General features: G+C 60.2%; 16 protein-coding genes. 11 read left to right on the forward strand and 5 right to left on the reverse strand.

All coding sequences use genetic code 11. The annotated features are described in order from the left end of the window. Positions 1 to 130: 130 nt before the first annotated feature. The 7 genes from ppc (at position 131) to ACA066_RS05590 (ending at position 7,411) form a co-directional block, all read left to right on the forward strand. A complete protein-coding gene (gene ppc / locus ACA066_RS05560) occupies positions 131 to 2,761 on the forward strand; it encodes a phosphoenolpyruvate carboxylase (protein ID WP_497698447.1) in 2,631 nt (876 codons plus the stop codon). A gap of 287 nt (positions 2,762 to 3,048) precedes the next feature. Continuing rightward, a complete protein-coding gene (gene adk / locus ACA066_RS05565) occupies positions 3,049 to 3,696 on the forward strand; it encodes an adenylate kinase (protein ID WP_497698448.1) in 648 nt (215 codons plus the stop codon). Positions 3,697 to 3,783: 87 nt separating this feature from the next. After that, entirely contained in the window at positions 3,784 to 4,458 is a 675-nt protein-coding gene (gene tsaB, locus ACA066_RS05570) for a tRNA (adenosine(37)-N6)-threonylcarbamoyltransferase complex dimerization subunit type 1 TsaB (RefSeq protein WP_497698449.1), read from the forward strand. 234 nt (positions 4,459 to 4,692) lie between these two features. After that, on the forward strand, positions 4,693 to 4,998 hold the full coding sequence (locus tag ACA066_RS05575) for a hypothetical protein (protein WP_497698450.1): 306 nt from the start codon (positions 4,693 to 4,695) through the stop codon (positions 4,996 to 4,998). After that, positions 4,998 to 5,858 (forward strand): DUF72 domain-containing protein, encoded by an 861-nt coding sequence (locus tag ACA066_RS05580; RefSeq protein ID WP_497698451.1) that lies wholly within the window; start codon positions 4,998 to 5,000, stop codon positions 5,856 to 5,858. The genes ACA066_RS05575 and ACA066_RS05580 overlap by 1 nt, the downstream gene beginning before the upstream one ends. A gap of 33 nt (positions 5,859 to 5,891) precedes the next feature. Further along, positions 5,892 to 6,713: an isocitrate lyase/PEP mutase family protein gene (locus ACA066_RS05585; protein ID WP_497698452.1), complete on the forward strand. Its 822-nt coding sequence runs from the start codon at positions 5,892 to 5,894 to the stop codon at positions 6,711 to 6,713. A gap of 2 nt (positions 6,714 to 6,715) precedes the next feature. Beyond that, the gene (locus ACA066_RS05590) at positions 6,716 to 7,411 is read left to right on the forward strand and encodes an extensin-like domain-containing protein (RefSeq protein WP_497698453.1); all 696 of its coding nucleotides are present in this window, start codon (positions 6,716 to 6,718) and stop codon (positions 7,409 to 7,411) included. A 3-nt stretch (positions 7,412 to 7,414) separates the two neighbouring features. Here ACA066_RS05590 and ACA066_RS05595 read toward each other — a convergent pair whose 3' ends face one another. Continuing rightward, a complete protein-coding gene (locus tag ACA066_RS05595; RefSeq protein ID WP_497698454.1) occupies positions 7,415 to 8,035 on the reverse strand; it encodes an energy transducer TonB in 621 nt (206 codons plus the stop codon). Positions 8,036 to 8,128: 93 nt separating this feature from the next. Here ACA066_RS05595 and ACA066_RS05600 point away from each other — a divergent pair, with 93 nt between their 5' ends. Further along, the gene (locus ACA066_RS05600) at positions 8,129 to 8,911 is read left to right on the forward strand and encodes a class I SAM-dependent methyltransferase (protein WP_497698455.1); all 783 of its coding nucleotides are present in this window, start codon (positions 8,129 to 8,131) and stop codon (positions 8,909 to 8,911) included. Positions 8,912 to 9,043: 132 nt separating this feature from the next. Here the strand turns inward: ACA066_RS05600 and ACA066_RS05605 are convergent, their stop codons facing one another. After that, positions 9,044 to 9,679 (reverse strand): TetR/AcrR family transcriptional regulator, encoded by a 636-nt coding sequence (locus ACA066_RS05605; protein ID WP_497698456.1) that lies wholly within the window; start codon positions 9,677 to 9,679, stop codon positions 9,044 to 9,046. A 93-nt stretch (positions 9,680 to 9,772) separates the two neighbouring features. On the opposite strand from ACA066_RS05605, the gene ACA066_RS05610 reads away from it, so the two are divergent. From ACA066_RS05610 to ACA066_RS05620, 3 genes are all read left to right on the forward strand, one after another. Continuing rightward, positions 9,773 to 10,873 (forward strand): efflux RND transporter periplasmic adaptor subunit, encoded by a 1,101-nt coding sequence (locus ACA066_RS05610; protein WP_497698457.1) that lies wholly within the window; start codon positions 9,773 to 9,775, stop codon positions 10,871 to 10,873. Positions 10,874 to 10,879: 6 nt separating this feature from the next. Continuing rightward, entirely contained in the window at positions 10,880 to 13,945 is a 3,066-nt protein-coding gene (locus ACA066_RS05615; protein ID WP_497698458.1) for an efflux RND transporter permease subunit, read from the forward strand. Between the two features lie 191 nt (positions 13,946 to 14,136). After that, positions 14,137 to 15,477 (forward strand): Fic family protein, encoded by a 1,341-nt coding sequence (locus ACA066_RS05620; protein ID WP_497698459.1) that lies wholly within the window; start codon positions 14,137 to 14,139, stop codon positions 15,475 to 15,477. A 32-nt stretch (positions 15,478 to 15,509) separates the two neighbouring features. On the opposite strand, the gene ACA066_RS05625 is transcribed toward ACA066_RS05620, so the two are convergent. The 3 genes from ACA066_RS05625 to ACA066_RS05635 all read right to left on the reverse strand — a co-directional run bounded on the left by ACA066_RS05625 (position 15,510) and on the right by ACA066_RS05635 (position 17,117). Beyond that, on the reverse strand, positions 15,510 to 16,199 hold the full coding sequence (locus ACA066_RS05625; RefSeq protein ID WP_497698460.1) for a DUF4197 domain-containing protein: 690 nt from the start codon (positions 16,197 to 16,199) through the stop codon (positions 15,510 to 15,512). Between the two features lie 40 nt (positions 16,200 to 16,239). Further along, positions 16,240 to 16,638: a YbaY family lipoprotein gene (locus ACA066_RS05630; protein WP_497698461.1), complete on the reverse strand. Its 399-nt coding sequence runs from the start codon at positions 16,636 to 16,638 to the stop codon at positions 16,240 to 16,242. 101 nt (positions 16,639 to 16,739) lie between these two features. Beyond that, the gene (locus tag ACA066_RS05635; RefSeq protein WP_497698462.1) at positions 16,740 to 17,117 is read right to left on the reverse strand and encodes a YbaY family lipoprotein; all 378 of its coding nucleotides are present in this window, start codon (positions 17,115 to 17,117) and stop codon (positions 16,740 to 16,742) included. Between the last annotated feature and the right edge of the window lie 113 nt (positions 17,118 to 17,230).

The following is a 17,230-nucleotide window of genomic DNA, read 5'->3' on the forward strand; positions in this document are numbered from 1 at the left end:
CGGCTTACTCTTCAGACTAGCTCGCGGGCCTGAGGTTTAAAGTCCCTTCGTCGTCTGCTTGTAAGAAGCGCTTTAGGGCGGCACTCTTAAACGAACGAAGCACACCGGATTTTTCGCTGGAGAACGGCTGATGACCGATATTGATGCACGCTTGCGCGAAGACGTTCACCTGTTGGGTGAGCTGTTGGGCAACACCATTCGTGAGCAGTACGGGGTCGGTTTTCTCGACAAGATCGAGCAGATCCGCAAGGGCGCCAAGGCTGACCGTCGCGGTTCGATGGACGCCGAACTGAGCGCCAGCCTCAACCAGTTGAGCGAAGACGAGTTGCTGCCGGTGGCGCGGGCGTTCAACCAGTTTCTCAACCTCGCCAATATCGCCGAGCAATATCAGCTGATTCACCGCCGCGAAGAATCGCAGCCCGCACCGTTTGAGGCGCGTGTACTGCCCGAATTGCTCGCGCGCCTGCTTGCCGAAGGCCACGGTACCGAGTCCCTGGCGCGGCAATTGGGACGACTGGAAATCGAGCTGGTACTGACCGCGCACCCGACCGAAGTGGCGCGCCGTACGCTGATTCAGAAATACGACGCCATCGCCGCGCAACTCGCCGCTCAGGACCATCGCGACCTGACCACCGCCGAGCGCGAGCAGATCCACGCAAAGCTCCAGCGCCTGATCGCCGAAGCCTGGCATACCGAAGAAATCCGCCGCACCCGCCCGACGCCCGTGGACGAGGCCAAATGGGGTTTCGCGGTAATCGAGCATTCGCTGTGGCAAGCAATCCCGAACTATTTGCGCAAGGCCGATAAAGCCCTGCATGACGCCACCGGCCTGCATTTGCCACTGGAGGCCGCGCCGATTCGCTTTGCGTCGTGGATGGGCGGCGATCGCGACGGCAACCCCAACGTGACGGCTGCCGTGACCCGTGAGGTATTGCTGCTGGCGCGTTGGATGGCCGCTGATTTGTACGTGCGCGATGTCGATCACCTGGCCGCTGAGCTGTCGATGCAACAGGCCAGCGACGCGCTGAAAGCCAAGGCCGGCGACAGCGCCGAACCGTATCGCGCCGTCCTTAAACAGTTGCGTGAACGCCTGCGCGCCACCCGTAACTGGGCGCATGCCGCCTTGACGACCGCGACGCCGGCGCCCGCCGATGTGTTGCAAAACAATAGAGACCTGCTCGATCCCCTGGAGCTCTGCTACCAGTCGCTGCATGAGTGCGGCATGGGCGTGATCGCCGATGGACCGCTGCTTGATTGCCTGCGTCGGGCAGTAACGTTCGGCCTGTTCCTGGTGCGTCTCGATGTGCGCCAGGACTCGTCGCGGCACTCGGCGGCGATGACTGAAATCACCGATTACCTTGGCCTCGGTCGCTACGAAGACTGGAGCGAAGAGGAGCGCATCGCCTTCCTGATGCGCGAGCTGAACAACCGTCGGCCGTTGCTGCCGGCGTACTTCAAGCCCTCCGCCGACACCGCTGAAGTGCTGGCGACGTGCCGGGAAATCGCCGCCGCACCGGGCGCTTCGCTCGGCTCGTATGTTATTTCCATGGCCGGCGCCGCGTCCGATGTGCTCGCCGTGCAACTGCTGCTCAAAGAGTCTGGCGTGTTGCGGCCGATGCGCGTGGTGCCGCTGTTCGAAACCCTCGCCGACCTGGATAACGCCGGCCCGGTGATCGAAAAACTGTTGCTGCTGCCGGGTTACCGCGCGCGTCTGCAAGGGCCGCAGGAAGTGATGATCGGTTACTCCGACTCGGCCAAGGACGCCGGCACCACGGCGGCGGCCTGGGCGCAGTACCGGGCGCAGGAACGACTGGTCGATATTTGCCGCGAGCAGCAAGTCGAGTTGCTGTTGTTCCACGGTCGCGGTGGCACCGTGGGCCGTGGCGGCGGCCCGGCGCACGCGGCGATTCTGTCGCAGCCACCGGGGTCGGTGGCGGGGCGTTTCCGCACCACCGAGCAGGGGGAAATGATTCGTTTCAAATTCGGCCTGCCGGACATCGCCGAGCAAAACCTCAATCTGTACCTCGCGGCCGTGCTGGAGGCGACTTTGCTGCCACCGCCGCCACCGGAGCCTGCCTGGCGCCACTTGATGGATGAATTGGCGGCAGACGGTGTCAGCGCTTACCGCGCCGTGGTGCGGGAAAATCCGCAATTCGTGGAGTATTTCCGCCAGTCCACCCCGGAGCAGGAGTTGGGACGCCTGCCGCTGGGCAGCCGTCCGGCCAAGCGTCGCGCCGGCGGGATCGAAAGCCTGCGGGCAATTCCGTGGATCTTCGGCTGGACCCAGACACGTCTGATGCTGCCGGCCTGGCTCGGCTGGGAAGCGGCGCTGAGCAAGGCGCTGGAGCGTGGCGAAGGGGAGTTGCTGGGGCAAATGCGTGAACAATGGCCGTTCTTCCGCACGCGCATCGACATGCTGGAAATGGTCCTCGCCAAGGCCGACGCCGACATCGCCCGATCCTACGATGAGCGGTTGGTCGAGCCGGATCTGCTGCCTTTGGGTGCGCATTTACGCGACCTATTGTCGCAGGCGTGCTCGGTGGTCCTGGGGCTGACCGGTCAGTCGCAGCTACTGGCACATAGCCCAGACACCCTCGAATTCATCCGCTTGCGCAACACCTACCTCGACCCGCTTCATCTATTGCAGGCCGAGTTGCTGGCGCGTTCGCGGCAGCAGGAAGTGGCACAGGGCAGCCCGGTAGAACAGGCGTTGCTGGTGTCTGTGGCGGGGATTGCCGCCGGTTTGCGAAATACCGGCTAAGGTTTTTGTCGTGGGTTCGGGCACTCGATGCGGGCGTTGAGTGCCGGTTTGCGCAGGGCTGGAAAGTGCTGCCAGGCGACAGTTAATGATGGGGTTGCGACTTGGGGTACCCCGTCGCAGGGTCACGCAAGGCGCGGGTTTCTCCGACTTTCGGCGGCTTGTGTGGTCCGGGCCTGCTGTGTATCTTGATCAGCCTTTGGCCGTTTGGGCGGTCACGACCCTGTTTTTGAGATTGGCCCCACGAGGCGAATCCGTTGTTATCTATATAAAAATTGAGGAGCACATCGATGCGCGTCATTCTGCTGGGAGCTCCCGGGGCCGGTAAAGGTACTCAGGCTAAGTTCATCACCGAAAAGTTCGGCATCCCGCAAATCTCCACCGGCGACATGCTGCGTGCCGCGGTCAAGGCCGGCACCGAGCTGGGCCTGATCGCCAAGAGCGTGATGGACAGCGGTGGCCTGGTTTCCGATGACCTGATCATCAATCTGGTCAAGGAACGCATCAGCCAGGCGGATTGCGCCAACGGTTTCCTGTTCGACGGTTTCCCGCGCACCATTCCTCAGGCTGAAGCCCTGGTGAAGGCCGGCGTCGAGCTGGACCACGTTGTGGAAATCGACGTCAAGGACGAAGACATCGTTCAGCGTATCGCCGGTCGTCGCGTTCACGAGACCAGCGGTCGCGTGTACCACATCGTCTACAACCCGCCGAAAGTTGCCGGTAAAGACGACATCACCGGTGAAGAGCTTGTGCAACGGAAGGACGATACCGAAGAAACCGTGCGTCATCGTCTCTCGGTCTACCACGCTCAAACCGAGCCACTGGTGAAGTTCTACCAGGAGTTGTCTGCTGCTCAGGGCAAACCGAAGTACAGCCACATCGAAGGTGTTGGCTCGGTTGAAGCGATCACCGGCAAGGTGCTTGAAGCGCTGAACTAATCACCGCTTGATCTTCTACGGCCCGCTTGCGGGCCGTAGTTGTTTATACTGGCGCACTTTTTTCTGACCTCTCTTACGGAAACATCGATGAGCACCTTGCTGGCCCTGGACACCGCGACTGAAGCTTGCTCCGTTGCCTTGCTGCATGACGGCAAAGTCACGAGCCATTACGAGGTGATCCCGCGCCTGCATGCGCAGAAGCTGTTGCCGATGATCCAGCAATTGCTCGCCGATGCCGGGACCACCCTGCAAGCGGTCGATGCGATTGCCTTTGGCCGTGGGCCGGGCGCGTTCACCGGCGTGCGGATTGCCATTGGCGTGGTGCAAGGCCTGGCGTTTGCGCTGGATCGCCCGGTGTTGCCGGTGTCGAACCTGGCAGTGCTGGCGCAGCGGGCGTATCGCGAGCATGGCGTGAGCCAGGTCGCTGCGGCCATCGATGCGCGGATGGATGAAGTGTACTGGGGTTGCTACCGCGAAACGGCGGGGGAGATGCGGCTGGTCGGCAACGAAGCCGTATTGCCGCCGGAAGTGGCGGCGTTGCCCGCCGATGCCTGCGGTGAGTGGTTTGGCGCGGGCACCGGTTGGGGGTATGCCGAGCGCATTGCCGTCAGCCTGACGGGGCAGGACGCGGGCATGTTGCCTCACGCCGAAGACCTGCTGACCCTGGCGCGATTCGCCTGGGAACGCGGTGAAGCGATTGTGGCGGATGAGGCGCAGCCGGTTTACCTGCGCGATAAAGTCGCGACGCCAAAGGCGCGTTAATCAGCGATACCGAGTTGTCTCCTTCGCGGGCAAGCCTCGCTCCTACAGGATTTGCGCGAACCCCTGTAGGAGCGAGGCTTGCCCGCGAAGGCGATCCAACGGATGTAACCAATCGTCGTTTTATCCCCCCGCTTTTAAACCTTTTCGCTTTTCTGTGTTCTAGTTATCACTCGGCGGTTTGCGAAGTGGGTTATGTGCCACTAGACTGCCATTATCGATACCGAGCATGACTTTATGCGTATAGACGGCCTTTCCTCTCAGTCCTATCCCATCAAGCGCAAGCCTCGCAAAGGGCATGTGGTTGAGGACGAATCCGTCGATATCGAGGGTGAGCTGGAATTCCCTTCCGAAGAGCAACTGGCCACCCGCGCTGCCAAAGCCTCCGCGCAGCGCCTGAGCAATCTCCCCGCGCGTCAACAAGACATGATTTACCATCGTGCCATGAGCAAAAGCGTCGCGAGGGCCCTGGCCAGCTACCTCAGCACTGCCGGTTTTGTCGATTGGGATTCGGATGTAATGGGTCTCGACCTGTACATCTGATGCGGCAGCCTTACTACCTCGGCTGCCCGTCCTGGAGTGAAAATGCCTGGCGCGATTACCTCTATCCGCAGGACGCAAAATCCTCCGATTTTCTAAAACTTTATTCTCAAGTATTCAACGCCGTGGAAGGCAACACGACCTTCTACGCGAGCCCGGCTGCCAGCACCGTGCAGCGCTGGGCAGAGACCATGCCCGAACACTTTCGCTTTACCGCCAAATTCCCCGGCGACATCAGCCACGGCGGTGACCTGCGTGAACAGCTGACCGCCACCGAAACCTTTCTGCAACTGCTCAGCCCCTTGGGTGAGCGAGTCTCGCCACTGTGGTTGCAGCTATCGAAAAGCTTCACACCCCAACGATTGCACGAGTTGGCGGGTTTCATCGATGCGGTGGACCGGCCTCTGGCCATCGAAGTGCGACACGACGATTTCTTCGCCAAGGGTGATGCCGAGCGCTCGCTCAATCGTCTGCTGCTGGATCGTGGCGTCGAACGTATCTGCCTCGATCCGCGTGCGCTGTTCAGCTGTACGTCGACCGATCCTTCCGTACTTCACGCCCAATCGAAGAAACCCAGGGTTCCGCCCCGTCCGGCGGCGTTCACTCAGTTCCCGCAAGTGCGCTTCATCGGCCATCCGCAACTGGAAGCCAACGATCCGTTCCTGTTGCCCTGGGTCGAGAAAATCGCCCTGTGGATCGAAGAAGGCCGCACGCCCTATATGTTCCTGCACACCGCCGACAACCTGCTGGCCGCGAAGCTTGCGCAACGTTTTCACGCAAAACTGATGCTGCGTTTGCCTGGCCTGCCGCCGCTGCCTGAGCTATACAGAGATCCCGCCGCCGAGCAACTTGGCCTGCTCTGAGGCGGATTCCCTGCCTTTTTCAGGAGCCTGCCAATGGATGCGCAAACCCTTCGAGCCCAGGCGTTCAAAGCACTGCATGAACGCGACGGGGCTTTTGTCATTCCCAACCCGTGGGACGCCGGCTCGGCGAAAATGCTCGCCAGCCTGGGCTTCGAGGCGCTGGCGACCACCAGTGCCGGTAATGCCTTTTCCCAGGGTCGTCCCGATGGCGGACTGACGCTGGACGACACGCTGGCGAACGTCCGGGCGATTGTCGCGGCTACCGATCTGCCGGTGGCGGTCGATCTGGAAAACGGGTTTGCCGACGATCCGGCCGAGTGTGCGCAAAGTATTTTACGAGCCGCCGCAGCGGGCGCCGTGGGTGGCTCGATCGAAGATGCCACGGGCCGGGAAGAGGCGCCGATCTACTGCTTCGAGCATGCGGTGGCACGGATCGAAGCCGCTGTCGCCGCCGCTCGCAGTTTGCCGTTTCCCTTCACGCTGACGGCCCGGGCCGAGAACTTTCTGCATGGCAATCCCGATCTGGACGACACCATTCGCCGCTTGCAGGCCTTCGCCGAAGCAGGCGCCGACGTGCTGTATGCGCCGGGTCTGCGCAGCGCTGAAGACGTGTTGGCGGTGGTCCGCGCCGTGGCGCCCAAACCGGTGAACGTGTTGATGTCTGGCGGGCTCAAACTGACGGTCGAGCAGTTGAGTGAAATGGGCGTCAAACGGATCAGTGTCGGTTCGGCACTGGCGTTGGCAGCGCTTGGCGAGTTCTACCGCGCGGCCGAAGAGATCAAGACTTCGGGCACGTTCAGCTTTACGTCGCGGTCCATGCCGTACGCGCAGGCCAATCAATTGTTCAAAGGCTGACAATGCGGTTTTTGCGGGTGCTGCTTGTGTTGGTGGTGATGGTCGGTGTGGCGGGCGTGAGCGTCTGGCGTGGCTGGATCTCGCTGCCGCCGCAGTGGAATCCTTGGGCGCCGCTGGACGTGAAGGCCGAACCGAACCTGTTGACCCGCTACAAACTGATGCGGCTGCGCGATGATCCGCAATTGTGCGAGCAAGCCCTGAGCAGTTCCGGATTGCGCGTGGCTCATCAGGCTGACAGCCCTGACGCAAAGTGCCCGTTGTCCGACACCTTGCGCGTGCAGGGCGGCGACGTCACATTGAGCAGCAGCTTCCTCGCCAGTTGCCGCCTGGCGGTGTCGTTTGCCCTGTTTGAACACCATGCGTTGCAACCCGCTGCGCAGGCGGTCTACGGGCAAGCGGTTACCCGCGTCGACCATCTGGGAAGCTTTGCCTGCCGCAACGTCTACGGCCGTGAGAATGGCAGACTCAGCCAGCATGCCACGGCGAACGCGCTGGATATCGCCGGTTTTCGCCTGGCTGACGGCCGATCGATCAGCGTGCTCAAGGATTGGCCGAAGGATAATCAGGAAGCACGGTTTTTACGTCTGGTCCGCGACGGCGCCTGCGACGTGTTCAGTGTGGTGTTGAGCCCGGACTACAACGCCGCCCATCGCAATCATTTTCACGTGGATGTCGGGCCGTGGTGGGTGTGTCGCTGATGTTTAGGCGGCGATGCGCAGGTTCTGCAGAACGATCGGGCGTGCCCAGCCGATGTCGAAATCGAAGTTCTTCTGTTGTTCCGCGAGCTCTTCGGTCGGGAACGGCGGGAATGGCTTGTCCAGCAGGTCCATTTCGAATTCGGCGATCGGCAGGTGCAGTGGACGCGGTTGCGGCGCCGGGCCGGCTTCTGGCACGGGTTGACCCGCGGTCAGCACGATCGGGCGAACCCAGCCGCTTTCGAAGTCCTGCTGTTTCTGCTGAGCGGCGATTTCTTCTGCCGGGAACGGTGGGAACGGTTTGTCGGCCAGGTCCATTTCGAGCTCGGCAATCGGTAGGAACAGCGGCTCGGGTGGCTTGACCTGGGTTTCCTTCACATCGCATTCACGCTGGGAAACGATGTGCGCCAGCAGCTCGCTGCCAATCGTAGGTTCGACCGGGCTCTCGAGATCGACCGCTGGAAAATCGAGAGAAGCCGGCACGACATCGCCCGACTGATCGGCCAGGGCCTGGGCAAAAAAATCCTGCCACAGGTGACTGACGCCGCTCAGTGCCTGGGAGTTTCGCAGGCCAAAATCGCCGTGGGGCGAGATGTAACCTATCGATGTGCGTTGAATGTCTGACATTTCTCTCGGTCGACGCTCAGCTCTGGCAAAATGCTCGTTAGTTTTGTTATCGGCCGTTTTTGCCGATCATTAATTTTTTGAGCGTGTTTTCCCATGATTGAGCAACCGGCGGCTTGCCGCATCCATGTTGAGGCCCTGGGCGCGGCTTTTCAGCCACAGGCCGAGCAATGGGCCGAACGCCTGGGCCTGCCTTTGCAGGTGACTGATGGCGAGTTTGCCTTGCAGGTGGGCGAGCAGGGTTTGCAGTTGCAACAGCTGGGGCCGGACGCGCCGGGGCCGGTGCGGGTGGACTTCGTCGAGGGGGGCGCAGCCCATCGCCGGTTGTTCGGCGGTGGCACCGGTCAGATGATCGCCAAGGCTGTTGGCATCGCGCAGGGCGTGCGTCCGCGGGTGCTGGACGCCACGGCGGGGCTGGGCAAGGATGCGTTCGTGCTGGCGAGCCTGGGCTGCGAGATGAGCCTGATCGAACGCCAGCCGTTGATCGGTGCATTGCTTGAGGACGGGCTGGCACGCGGCGCGGAAGATTTCGACGTGGCGTCGATTGTGGCGCGCATGCGTTTGCTCAAGGGCAACTCGATCGAGGTCATGCGCAACTGGGAGGGCGAGCCGCCGCAGGTGATCTACCTCGATCCGATGTTTCCCCACCGTGAGAAAACTGCGTTGGTGAAGAAGGAAATGCGCCTGTTCCGGCCGTTGGTGGGGGATGACCCTGATGCGCCCGCGTTGCTGGAGGCGGCGTTGGCATTGGCCAGCCATCGGGTGGTGGTGAAGCGCCCGCGCAAGGCACCGTGCATTGCGGGACCGAAGCCGAGTCATGCGCTGGACGGGAAATCCAGTCGGTATGACATTTATCCGAAGAAGGCGCTGAAGCCTTAAGACCGCGTCGACCCATTCCGCGGGCAAGCCTCGCTCCTACAGAAGCACCGCCGCCCCCGTAGGAGCGAGCGGTGCGACGATTCGACTTGCCCGCGAAGGCGCCCTCCACAACGCGCAAGCCCATCAGGCTGCCTAAGGGCGATAAGCCCGCATAAACAACCCCACCACTTCCCGCACATGTTCCTCGGCCGCATCCCCGGTCAACGGCTCACCACAGCCATACAACAACCGAAAATTCCCCGCGCCCTTGAGCAGGCAAAAGAAATGCTCCGCCGCGTTACGGGGCTTGTCGATGCTCAACGCACCGCTCTGATCAACCTTGCTCAACAACCGCTCCATGCCGTGCAGCATGCGCTCCGGTCCGGCCTCGAAGAAGATCTGCGAGAGCTTCGGGTCCTGGCTGCCCAGCGTCATCATCAACCGATGCAGGTTCACCGATTCATCGCTATTGATCAGCTGATGAAAACCGCGCGCGATATTCAACAGCACCGTTTCCACTGAAATGCCGTCAGGCAATTCGAAAAACAGCGTAGGCAATTGTTCTTCGCACTTGGCGACGACGGCGGCGGAGAACAGCGTCTCCTTGTCGTTGAAGTGGCTGTAGACGGTCAGCTTCGACACGCCAGCCTCGGCCGCGACGGCGTCCATGCTGGTGCTCGCATAGCCATTGCTCAGAAACAGGATTTTCGCCGCATCGAGGATGGCCTGGCGCTTGGCCAGATCCTTGGGGCGGCCCGGACCATTGGGTGCTGAAAGATTGTTCGCCATATTCGTTTTTAATACTGGACTGGTGAGTTTGCTATTAATAACATACTGGTCAGTATAATTATTCCAAGCACCATTAGCGAAAGGTCCTTCGCCATGTTCCGCTATGCCTTGCCCCTCGCATTGCCAATCAGTCTGACGTTTTTATTGTCTGCGTGTGGTCACGAAGAGGCGCCGCAAGTCACTGTTCGACCGGCCATGGTCGTGCAGCCAGAGCCCTCGGCCCAGGCGATGGAAAGCTATCCCGGTGAAGTTCGTGCCCGTTACGAGCCGGACCTGGCCTTTCGCATTGGCGGCAAAGTCAGTCGACGACTGGTCGAAGAAGGGCAGCGGGTCAAGGCCGACCAGCCCCTGGCGGAACTCGATCCCCAGGACGTGCGCCTGCAATTGGAAGCTACCCGCGCCCAGGTCGCGGCTGCCGAAGCCAATCTCAATCTCGTACGCGCCGAGCGTGATCGCTACAAGACCCTGATGGACCGTCAGATGGTCAGCCGTTCCCAGTATGACAATTCTGAAAACCTCTACAGATCCGGTGAAGCGCGCCTGAAGCAGATCAAGGCCGAGTTCAACGTCTCTACCAACCAGGCCAGCTACGCCGTATTGCGCGCGCCTCAGGACGGCGTCGTGGCCAAGCGCGCGGTGGAAGTCGGGCAAGTGGTCGCCGCCGGTCAAACCGTGTTTACCCTCGCGACCGATGGCGAGCGCGAAGTGCTGATCAGCCTGCCGGAGCAGAGCTTCGGTCGTTTCAAGGTCGGTCAGCCGGTGTCGGTGGAACTCTGGACCCAACCCGATCAACGATTCGCCGGACGCATCCGCGAGCTGTCGCCCGCCGCCGATCCAAAGTCCCGCACCTTCGCCGCCCGCATTGCGTTCACTGCCGGCAAAGTCCCGGCCGAACTCGGCCAGAGCGCCCGGGTATTTATCCAGACTGCCGACGTCGTGGCGCTGTCGGTACCGCTTTCGGCAGTTACCGCCGAAAACGGCGCCACCTACGTTTGGGTGCTCAACGCCAACAACACCCTGAAAAAAGCCCCGGTCCGGGTCGGTGCATTCGGCGAGAAAACCGTACCGGTGCTCGAAGGCCTGAACGCCAGCGACTGGGTGGTGGCGGCCGGTGTCCATGTGCTTCATGACGGGCAGCAGGTGCGCCCGGTGGATCGCTCCAACCGCGTGGTCAATCTGGCGGACAAGGAGTAATCCCCGATGGGTTTCAATCTTTCCGAATGGGCGCTGCGTAATCGCCAGATCGTACTGTTCCTGATGCTGTTGCTGGCGATTGTCGGCGCACTTTCCTACACCAAGCTCGGCCAGAGCGAAGACCCGCCGTTCACCTTCAAGGCCATGGTCATCCGCACCAACTGGCCGGGGGCCACCGCCGAGGAAGTGTCGCGCCAGGTCAGCGAACGTATCGAAAAGAAGCTGATGGAAACCGGTGAGTACGAGCGCATCGTCTCGTTCTCACGACCGGGCGAGTCCCAGGTGACGTTCGTTGCGCGTGACTCCATGCACTCGGTGGAGATTCCGGATCTCTGGTATCAGGTTCGCAAGAAGGTCAGCGATATTCGTCAAACCTTGCCACCGGGCATTCAGGGGCCTTTTTTCAACGATGAATTCGGCACAACGTTCGGCAATATCTATGCGCTGACCGGCGACGGTTTTGATTACGCAGTGCTCAAGGACTACGCCGACCGCATCCAGATCCAGCTGCAACGGGTCAAGGATGTGGGCAAAGTCGACCTGCTCGGGTTGCAGGACGAGAAGATCTGGATCGAACTCTCCAACGTCAAACTCGCCACCCTCGGCTTGCCGTTGACGGCCGTGCAACAGGCGCTTGAAGAGCAGAACGCGAAGTCCACGGCGGGCTTCTTTGAAACCACCAGCGAGCGATTGCAGCTACGGGTTTCGGGGAATTTTCAGACGGTTGAAGAGATCAAGAACTTCCCGATCCGGGTTGGTGATCGTACGTTCCGTATCTCTGATGTCGCGAACGTTCGTCGCGGTTTCAACGATCCTCCGGCGCCACGCATGCGCTTCATGGCGCAAGACGCCATCGGGCTGGCCGTGGCCATGAAGGACGGTGGCAACATTCTGGAACTCGGCAAGGCGCTGGAAATCGACTTCGCCCGAATCCAGAAAAACCTCCCGGCGGGCATGCAGCTGCGCAAGGTCTCCGATCAGCCGGCCGCAGTGAAAACCAGCGTGGGTGAATTCGTTCAGGTGTTGGTGGAAGCGCTGGCGATTGTGTTGCTGGTGAGCTTCTTCTCCCTCGGCGTGCGCACCGGCATGGTGGTCGCGCTGGCCATTCCGCTGGTGCTGGCGATGACCTTCGCCAGCATGTATTACTTCGGCATCGGCCTGCACAAGATTTCCCTCGGCGCGCTGGTGCTGGCGTTGGGTTTGCTGGTGGACGACGCGATCATCGCCGTGGAAATGATGGCGATCAAGATGGAGCAGGGCTTCGACCGGATCAAAGCCGCGAGTTACGCCTGGACCAGCACCGCGTTCCCGATGCTCACCGGTACGCTGATCACCGCTGCCGGTTTCCTGCCGATTGCCACTGCGCAATCGGGGACTGGCGAATACACCCGTTCGATTTTCCAGGTGGTTACTATCGCGTTGCTGGCATCGTGGGTTGCGGCCGTGGTTTTCGTGCCGTTCCTGGGGGAAAAACTCCTGCCGGATCTGGCGAAAATTCATGCCGCCAAGCACGGCACTGGCCAGCCTGACCCGTACGCCACGCCTTTTTATGAACGTGTGCGACGTCTGGTGGAGTGGTGCGTGCGCTGGCGCAAGACGGTGATCGCGCTGACGGTGGTGTTGTTCATTGCCTCCATCGTGTTGTTCCGTTTTGTGCCGCAGCAATTCTTCCCGGCCTCCGGGCGACTGGAATTGATGGTCGATCTGAAACTGGCCGAAGGCGCTTCACTGAGCAACACCGCCGACGAGGTCAAAAGGCTTGAAAGTTTGTTGAAGGATCACGCCGGCATCGACAGTTACGTGGCTTACGTCGGCACCGGTTCGCCGCGCTTTTACCTGCCGCTGGATCAGCAGCTGCCTGCCGCAAGCTTCGCTCAGTTTGTCGTCCTGGCCAAGACCATCGAGGACCGCGAACCCTTGCGTGCGTGGCTGATCGAAACCCTCAATGAACAATTCCCGGCCCTGCGTTCACGGGTGACGCGCCTGGAAAACGGTCCGCCGGTTGGCTATCCGGTGCAGTTCCGGGTCACCGGTGAGCACATCGAGGAAGTCCGCGCCCTGGCCCGCAAAGTGGCGGCCAAGGTTCGCGAAAATCCCCATGTGGCCAACGTTCACCTGGACTGGGAAGAACCGAGCAAAGTGGTGTACCTGAACGTCGATCAGGACCGCGCCCGAGCGCTTGGTGTGAGCACGGCGAACCTGTCGAAGTTTCTGCAAAGCTCTCTCACCGGGGCCAGCGTCAGCCAGTACCGGGAGGACAACGAGTTGATCGAAATCCTCCTGCGCGGCACGTTGCATGAGCGCACCGAACTGTCGTTGCTTCCGAGCCTGGCGGTACCGACCGATAACGGCCGCAGCGTAGCGTTGTCGCAAATCGCGACGCTGGAATATGGTTTCGAAGAAGGCATCATCTGGCACCGCAACCGCTTGCCGAACGTGACGATTCGCGCCGACATCTACGGCAAGGAACAACCGGCGACGCTGGTGCAGCAGATCATGCCGACGCTCGATCCGATCCGTGCTGAACTGCCTGATGGTTATTTGCTGGAAGTCGGCGGGACCGTGGAGGACTCGGCCCGTGGTCAGAACTCGGTGAAGGCCGGTGTGCCGCTGTTCATCGTGGTGGTGCTGACGTTGCTGATGCTGCAACTGCGCAGTTTCTCACGCACGGTGATGGTGTTTCTGACAGCGCCATTGGGATTGATCGGCGTGACCCTGTTCCTGATGGTGTTCCGCCAACCGTTTGGTTTTGTGGCCATGCTCGGGACCATTGCGCTGTCCGGGATGATCATGCGCAACTCGGTGATTCTGGTGGACCAGATCGAGCAGGACATCGCCGCCGGGCTCAAACCCTGGCAGGCGATCATCGAGGCCACGGTGCGTCGTTTCCGGCCGATCGTGCTGACCGCGCTCGCCGCCGTATTGGCGATGATCCCGCTGTCACGCAGCGTGTTCTTCGGGCCGATGGCGGTGGCGATCATGGGTGGCTTGATTGTGGCGACGGCGCTGACGTTGCTGTTTTTGCCGGCGCTGTATGCGGCGTGGTTCCGCATCAAGAAAGAACCCACCTGACCCTTGTAGGAGCGAGCTTGCTCGCGATGGTCGTCAACGATGACGATGCAATCCTGACACCCCGCGGTGCTCTCCGGTTTATCGCGAGCAAGCTCGCTCCTACAAGTATTTCAGAAACCTCTGATATTGAGTCAGAGGGACCTGAATGCTGTACTCAAGCCTCGGTTTCATGAGGTTTTGAGACAGCAATAATGAAAAAACCACCGAAGCTGAAGGGGCGGACCGATCCGGTGTTCGACCTGTTGGGGAAGTCTCCCCACAAAGAGCGCCTCTCGGATTACCTGGCCTTGCTCAAGCCGCTGGATGATCAAGGGCGCTATCGACCTTTCGACGAATTGCGCTACCGCTGGGCTCCAGGACTGGATTCGAACCTGTGCTGGGCTCTGGTAAAGAAAGCTCGGACAGCACAGTACTCAAGTCTGTTGCCACTGGGCGAACCGCTTCAGTGGGGCAACTTTGTGCTCACACCGCTGGCACAGAAAGCTATCTCCGCCGTCGACCGACAAGCGACTATGGCCGCGCTGGAGTTCATGACCAGTCAGATCGGTGAGCATGCGCACTTCAGTTATCTGCTCAACGATCTGATCGAAGACGAAGCGATCAGTAGCAGTCAACTCGAAGGCGCGGCGACGACTACGCGGGTGGCCAAGGACATGCTCAAGCGCAAACGCCTGCCACGTACGCCGGACGAGCGAATGGTGATCGGCAATTACAAGATGATGAACTTCGCCTGGGAAAAGCGTTATGAAGCCCTGAGCGTCGAGCTGATTTCAGCCATGCACCGGGTGGGCGTCGAGGGTATCGATAATGCGCAGTATTCGCCGGGGGAGTTCAGGGACAACGATGACGTGGTGGTGCAGGATGGCGAGGGCAACACCGTGCACACACCGCCGCCCGCAGCAGGGCTGGTGTCACGATTGCGAGTGTTGTCGACGTGGATCAACCAGTCCCACAACGATCCTGAGCAACGGGAGTACCTTCATCCTCTGATCAAAGGCATCGCGCTGCATTTTGCGCTGGGTTATGAGCATCCTTTTCGCGACGGCAACGGCCGGTTCGCGCGGGCGTTGTTTTACTGGTTCATGTTCAAGAATGACTTCTCGGCCTTTCGCTACATTGCGATCAGCATTTTTCTACGCAACGCGCCGGTGAAATACGGGCGGTCTTATTTGAACACTGAAACTGATGACCTCGATCTGACATATTTCATCGACTTTCAATGTGCGGTCATCCTTCGGGCTGTCAGTGGTTTTACCGAGGCTTATCGGAAAAGTCTGGCGTATGCCGACAGCTTTGATCGCTGGTTGCTGGCGTCAGGTTTTTTCGACCGATTGACCGAGAAGCAACGGGCCTTGTTCCAGGTGGCCAAGAGCGGGATGGCCAAGGAATTTACGGCGGTCAATGTGAAGGAAAATCTGGACTGCTCTTACAACACCGCGTCGGCCACCCTGAACGGGTTGGTTGAGTTGAAGGTGTTCGAGAAGAGGAAGATGGGGCGCGAGTGGGTGTTCTTCTTGCGTGGAGTCCCGTAGGAGCTGCCGAAGGCAGCTCCTACGGGTGATCGTTACAGCGAACCAAACACCTTTTTCGCCAGACTGGTCGCTGCTGCCGCAGGATTCTGGCGAATGGTTTCTTCCTGTTTGCCGATCATCTCGAACAGACCGTTCAGCGCCTGCTCGGTCACGTAGCTTTCGATGTTGGCATTTTTTGTATCGATCACGCCCATGGTCGCGGCCTGGCCGGCGAACGAGTTGTACTGCTTGGCCAGGCCGACCTGGTCGGTGGCTTGCTTGACGATTGGCAGGAACTTGGCGCGGATCTGTTCGCGGCTGGTTTTGTTCAGGTATTGAGTGGCCGAATCGTTGCCGCCGCTGAGAATCCCTTTGGCATCCTCCACGCTCATTTTCTTCACCGCATCCACGAGAATTGGCTGGGCCTGGGTCACGGCGGTTTCAGCCGCTTTGTTCATGCTGGTTTCCAGTTGATCAACCTGGTCGCCCATGCCGAACTGCTTCATCTTGCTTGCGACCTTGCCCAGCTTGCCCGGCAGTTCGATTTTCACGTCCGGGTTGTTGCTGAACCCGCCCGGTGTACCGAGTTGTTTCACGGCCAGTTGCGCGCCTTGGGTCAGGGCATCCTTGAGGCCGCCGGTGGCGTCTTTTTGCGACAGGTCACTGAGCGCCAGCGCCATGGCGCTGGCGGAAATCATCAAGCCTGCGCAGAGGCCGGCGAAGCGAAGGGTAGGGCGAAACATGGGGGCTTCCTTGTTCGGAAAAAATTGAGCAAAAAGAAATTTAGCGGACAGCGTCGACGCGGATTTTCAGTGGCTGCGGATCGCTGCCATCCAGTTGCACGGCGTGGTGTTCGGTGGTGATGAACACCAGTTTGCCATCCACTTCGATGCGCGCGCTGACGGAATATCGATGGCCGGGTTTGACCTGAGCCGGATCGTAACTCAGATGGAATGGCAGCGGCACCTGACCTTTGACGGGGCCTTTCTGTTCGTCGAGCACCACGGCGGGGGCATCGGCCAGAGACACGTCCTGCAAGCTGACGCTCAGGGTGGCGGTCGGCGGCAGGGCGATGCGTTGGAGGTAGAAGACTTCGCCATCGAGGCTGGTTTTGGCGGCGGGTTGCAGGGTTTGGCAGGCACTGAGCAGAGCGGCGAGTCCCAGAAGCAAGAGTTTTTTCATGAATTCAATCCTTGTCGTTGGCGCCTGAAGAAGACTGGCGCCAACGACAATTTAGCGGATTTTGCCGGCGAATTCGCCCGGCAACTTGTTGCCAGGAAGACTTAACGCCGATAGGCCGATTGCGCTGACAGCGGCTCACTCACGAGGCTGACCAGAACTTCCTGCGGCTGCAAGTAATCGACATCCAGCAACACCTCGTGAAGTTGCGTAGTGGTAAAGGCCAGTCTGTCATTGTCAGTGATGGATGCACGAATTGCGTAGGTGTGACCGGGAATGAAGTCCGCTGCCCTGTACGCCAGGGTGAAGTTCAATCCCTCGGTTTCAGCATTTCGGGTCACTTGCCGGGCCAGTTCTTTCCCGGGGCCGTCTATCAGTGAGATATCTTGCAGGCTGACATAAAGTGTGGAGTTCGGCGAAAGCCCAATCCTTGGAAGGTAGTGCACTTTGCCACTGATGCTCTTTAAGGTATCGCTGCTCATTTTTTGATTTCCTTATCAAATTTTTCGTCGGAAATGACGAGCAGTCAGCCTATTGCCGTAGCTATCAACCGGATGTAGGGCGATTCCTGTAAGGCGAGCCGAATTTAAGTCAA

The sequence above is a fragment of the Pseudomonas sp. LBUM1651 genome, assembly GCF_059716135.1.

Bases quoted from the DNA above. Each gene is read 5' to 3' on its own strand.
- ACA066_RS05620 (WP_497698459.1), top strand. From the start codon at position 14,137: ATGAAAAAACCACCGAAGCTGAAGGGGCGGACCGATCCGGTGTTCGAC.
- ACA066_RS05575 (WP_497698450.1), top strand. From the start codon at position 4,693: ATGCGTATAGACGGCCTTTCCTCTCAGTCCTATCCCATCAAGCGCAAG.
- ACA066_RS05600 (WP_497698455.1), top strand. From the start codon at position 8,129: ATGATTGAGCAACCGGCGGCTTGCCGCATCCATGTTGAGGCCCTGGGC.
- ppc (WP_497698447.1), top strand. From the start codon at position 131: ATGACCGATATTGATGCACGCTTGCGCGAAGACGTTCACCTGTTGGGT.
- ACA066_RS05635 (WP_497698462.1), bottom strand. From the start codon at position 17,117: ATGAGCAGCGATACCTTAAAGAGCATCAGTGGCAAAGTGCACTACCTT.
- ACA066_RS05585 (WP_497698452.1), top strand. From the start codon at position 5,892: ATGGATGCGCAAACCCTTCGAGCCCAGGCGTTCAAAGCACTGCATGAA.
- tsaB (WP_497698449.1), top strand. From the start codon at position 3,784: ATGAGCACCTTGCTGGCCCTGGACACCGCGACTGAAGCTTGCTCCGTT.
- adk (WP_497698448.1), top strand. From the start codon at position 3,049: ATGCGCGTCATTCTGCTGGGAGCTCCCGGGGCCGGTAAAGGTACTCAG.
- ACA066_RS05625 (WP_497698460.1), bottom strand. From the start codon at position 16,199: ATGTTTCGCCCTACCCTTCGCTTCGCCGGCCTCTGCGCAGGCTTGATG.
- ACA066_RS05610 (WP_497698457.1), top strand. From the start codon at position 9,773: ATGTTCCGCTATGCCTTGCCCCTCGCATTGCCAATCAGTCTGACGTTT.
- ACA066_RS05615 (WP_497698458.1), top strand. From the start codon at position 10,880: ATGGGTTTCAATCTTTCCGAATGGGCGCTGCGTAATCGCCAGATCGTA.
- ACA066_RS05590 (WP_497698453.1), top strand. From the start codon at position 6,716: ATGCGGTTTTTGCGGGTGCTGCTTGTGTTGGTGGTGATGGTCGGTGTG.
- ACA066_RS05630 (WP_497698461.1), bottom strand. From the start codon at position 16,638: ATGAAAAAACTCTTGCTTCTGGGACTCGCCGCTCTGCTCAGTGCCTGC.
- ACA066_RS05605 (WP_497698456.1), bottom strand. From the start codon at position 9,679: ATGGCGAACAATCTTTCAGCACCCAATGGTCCGGGCCGCCCCAAGGAT.
- ACA066_RS05595 (WP_497698454.1), bottom strand. From the start codon at position 8,035: ATGTCAGACATTCAACGCACATCGATAGGTTACATCTCGCCCCACGGC.
- ACA066_RS05580 (WP_497698451.1), top strand. From the start codon at position 4,998: ATGCGGCAGCCTTACTACCTCGGCTGCCCGTCCTGGAGTGAAAATGCC.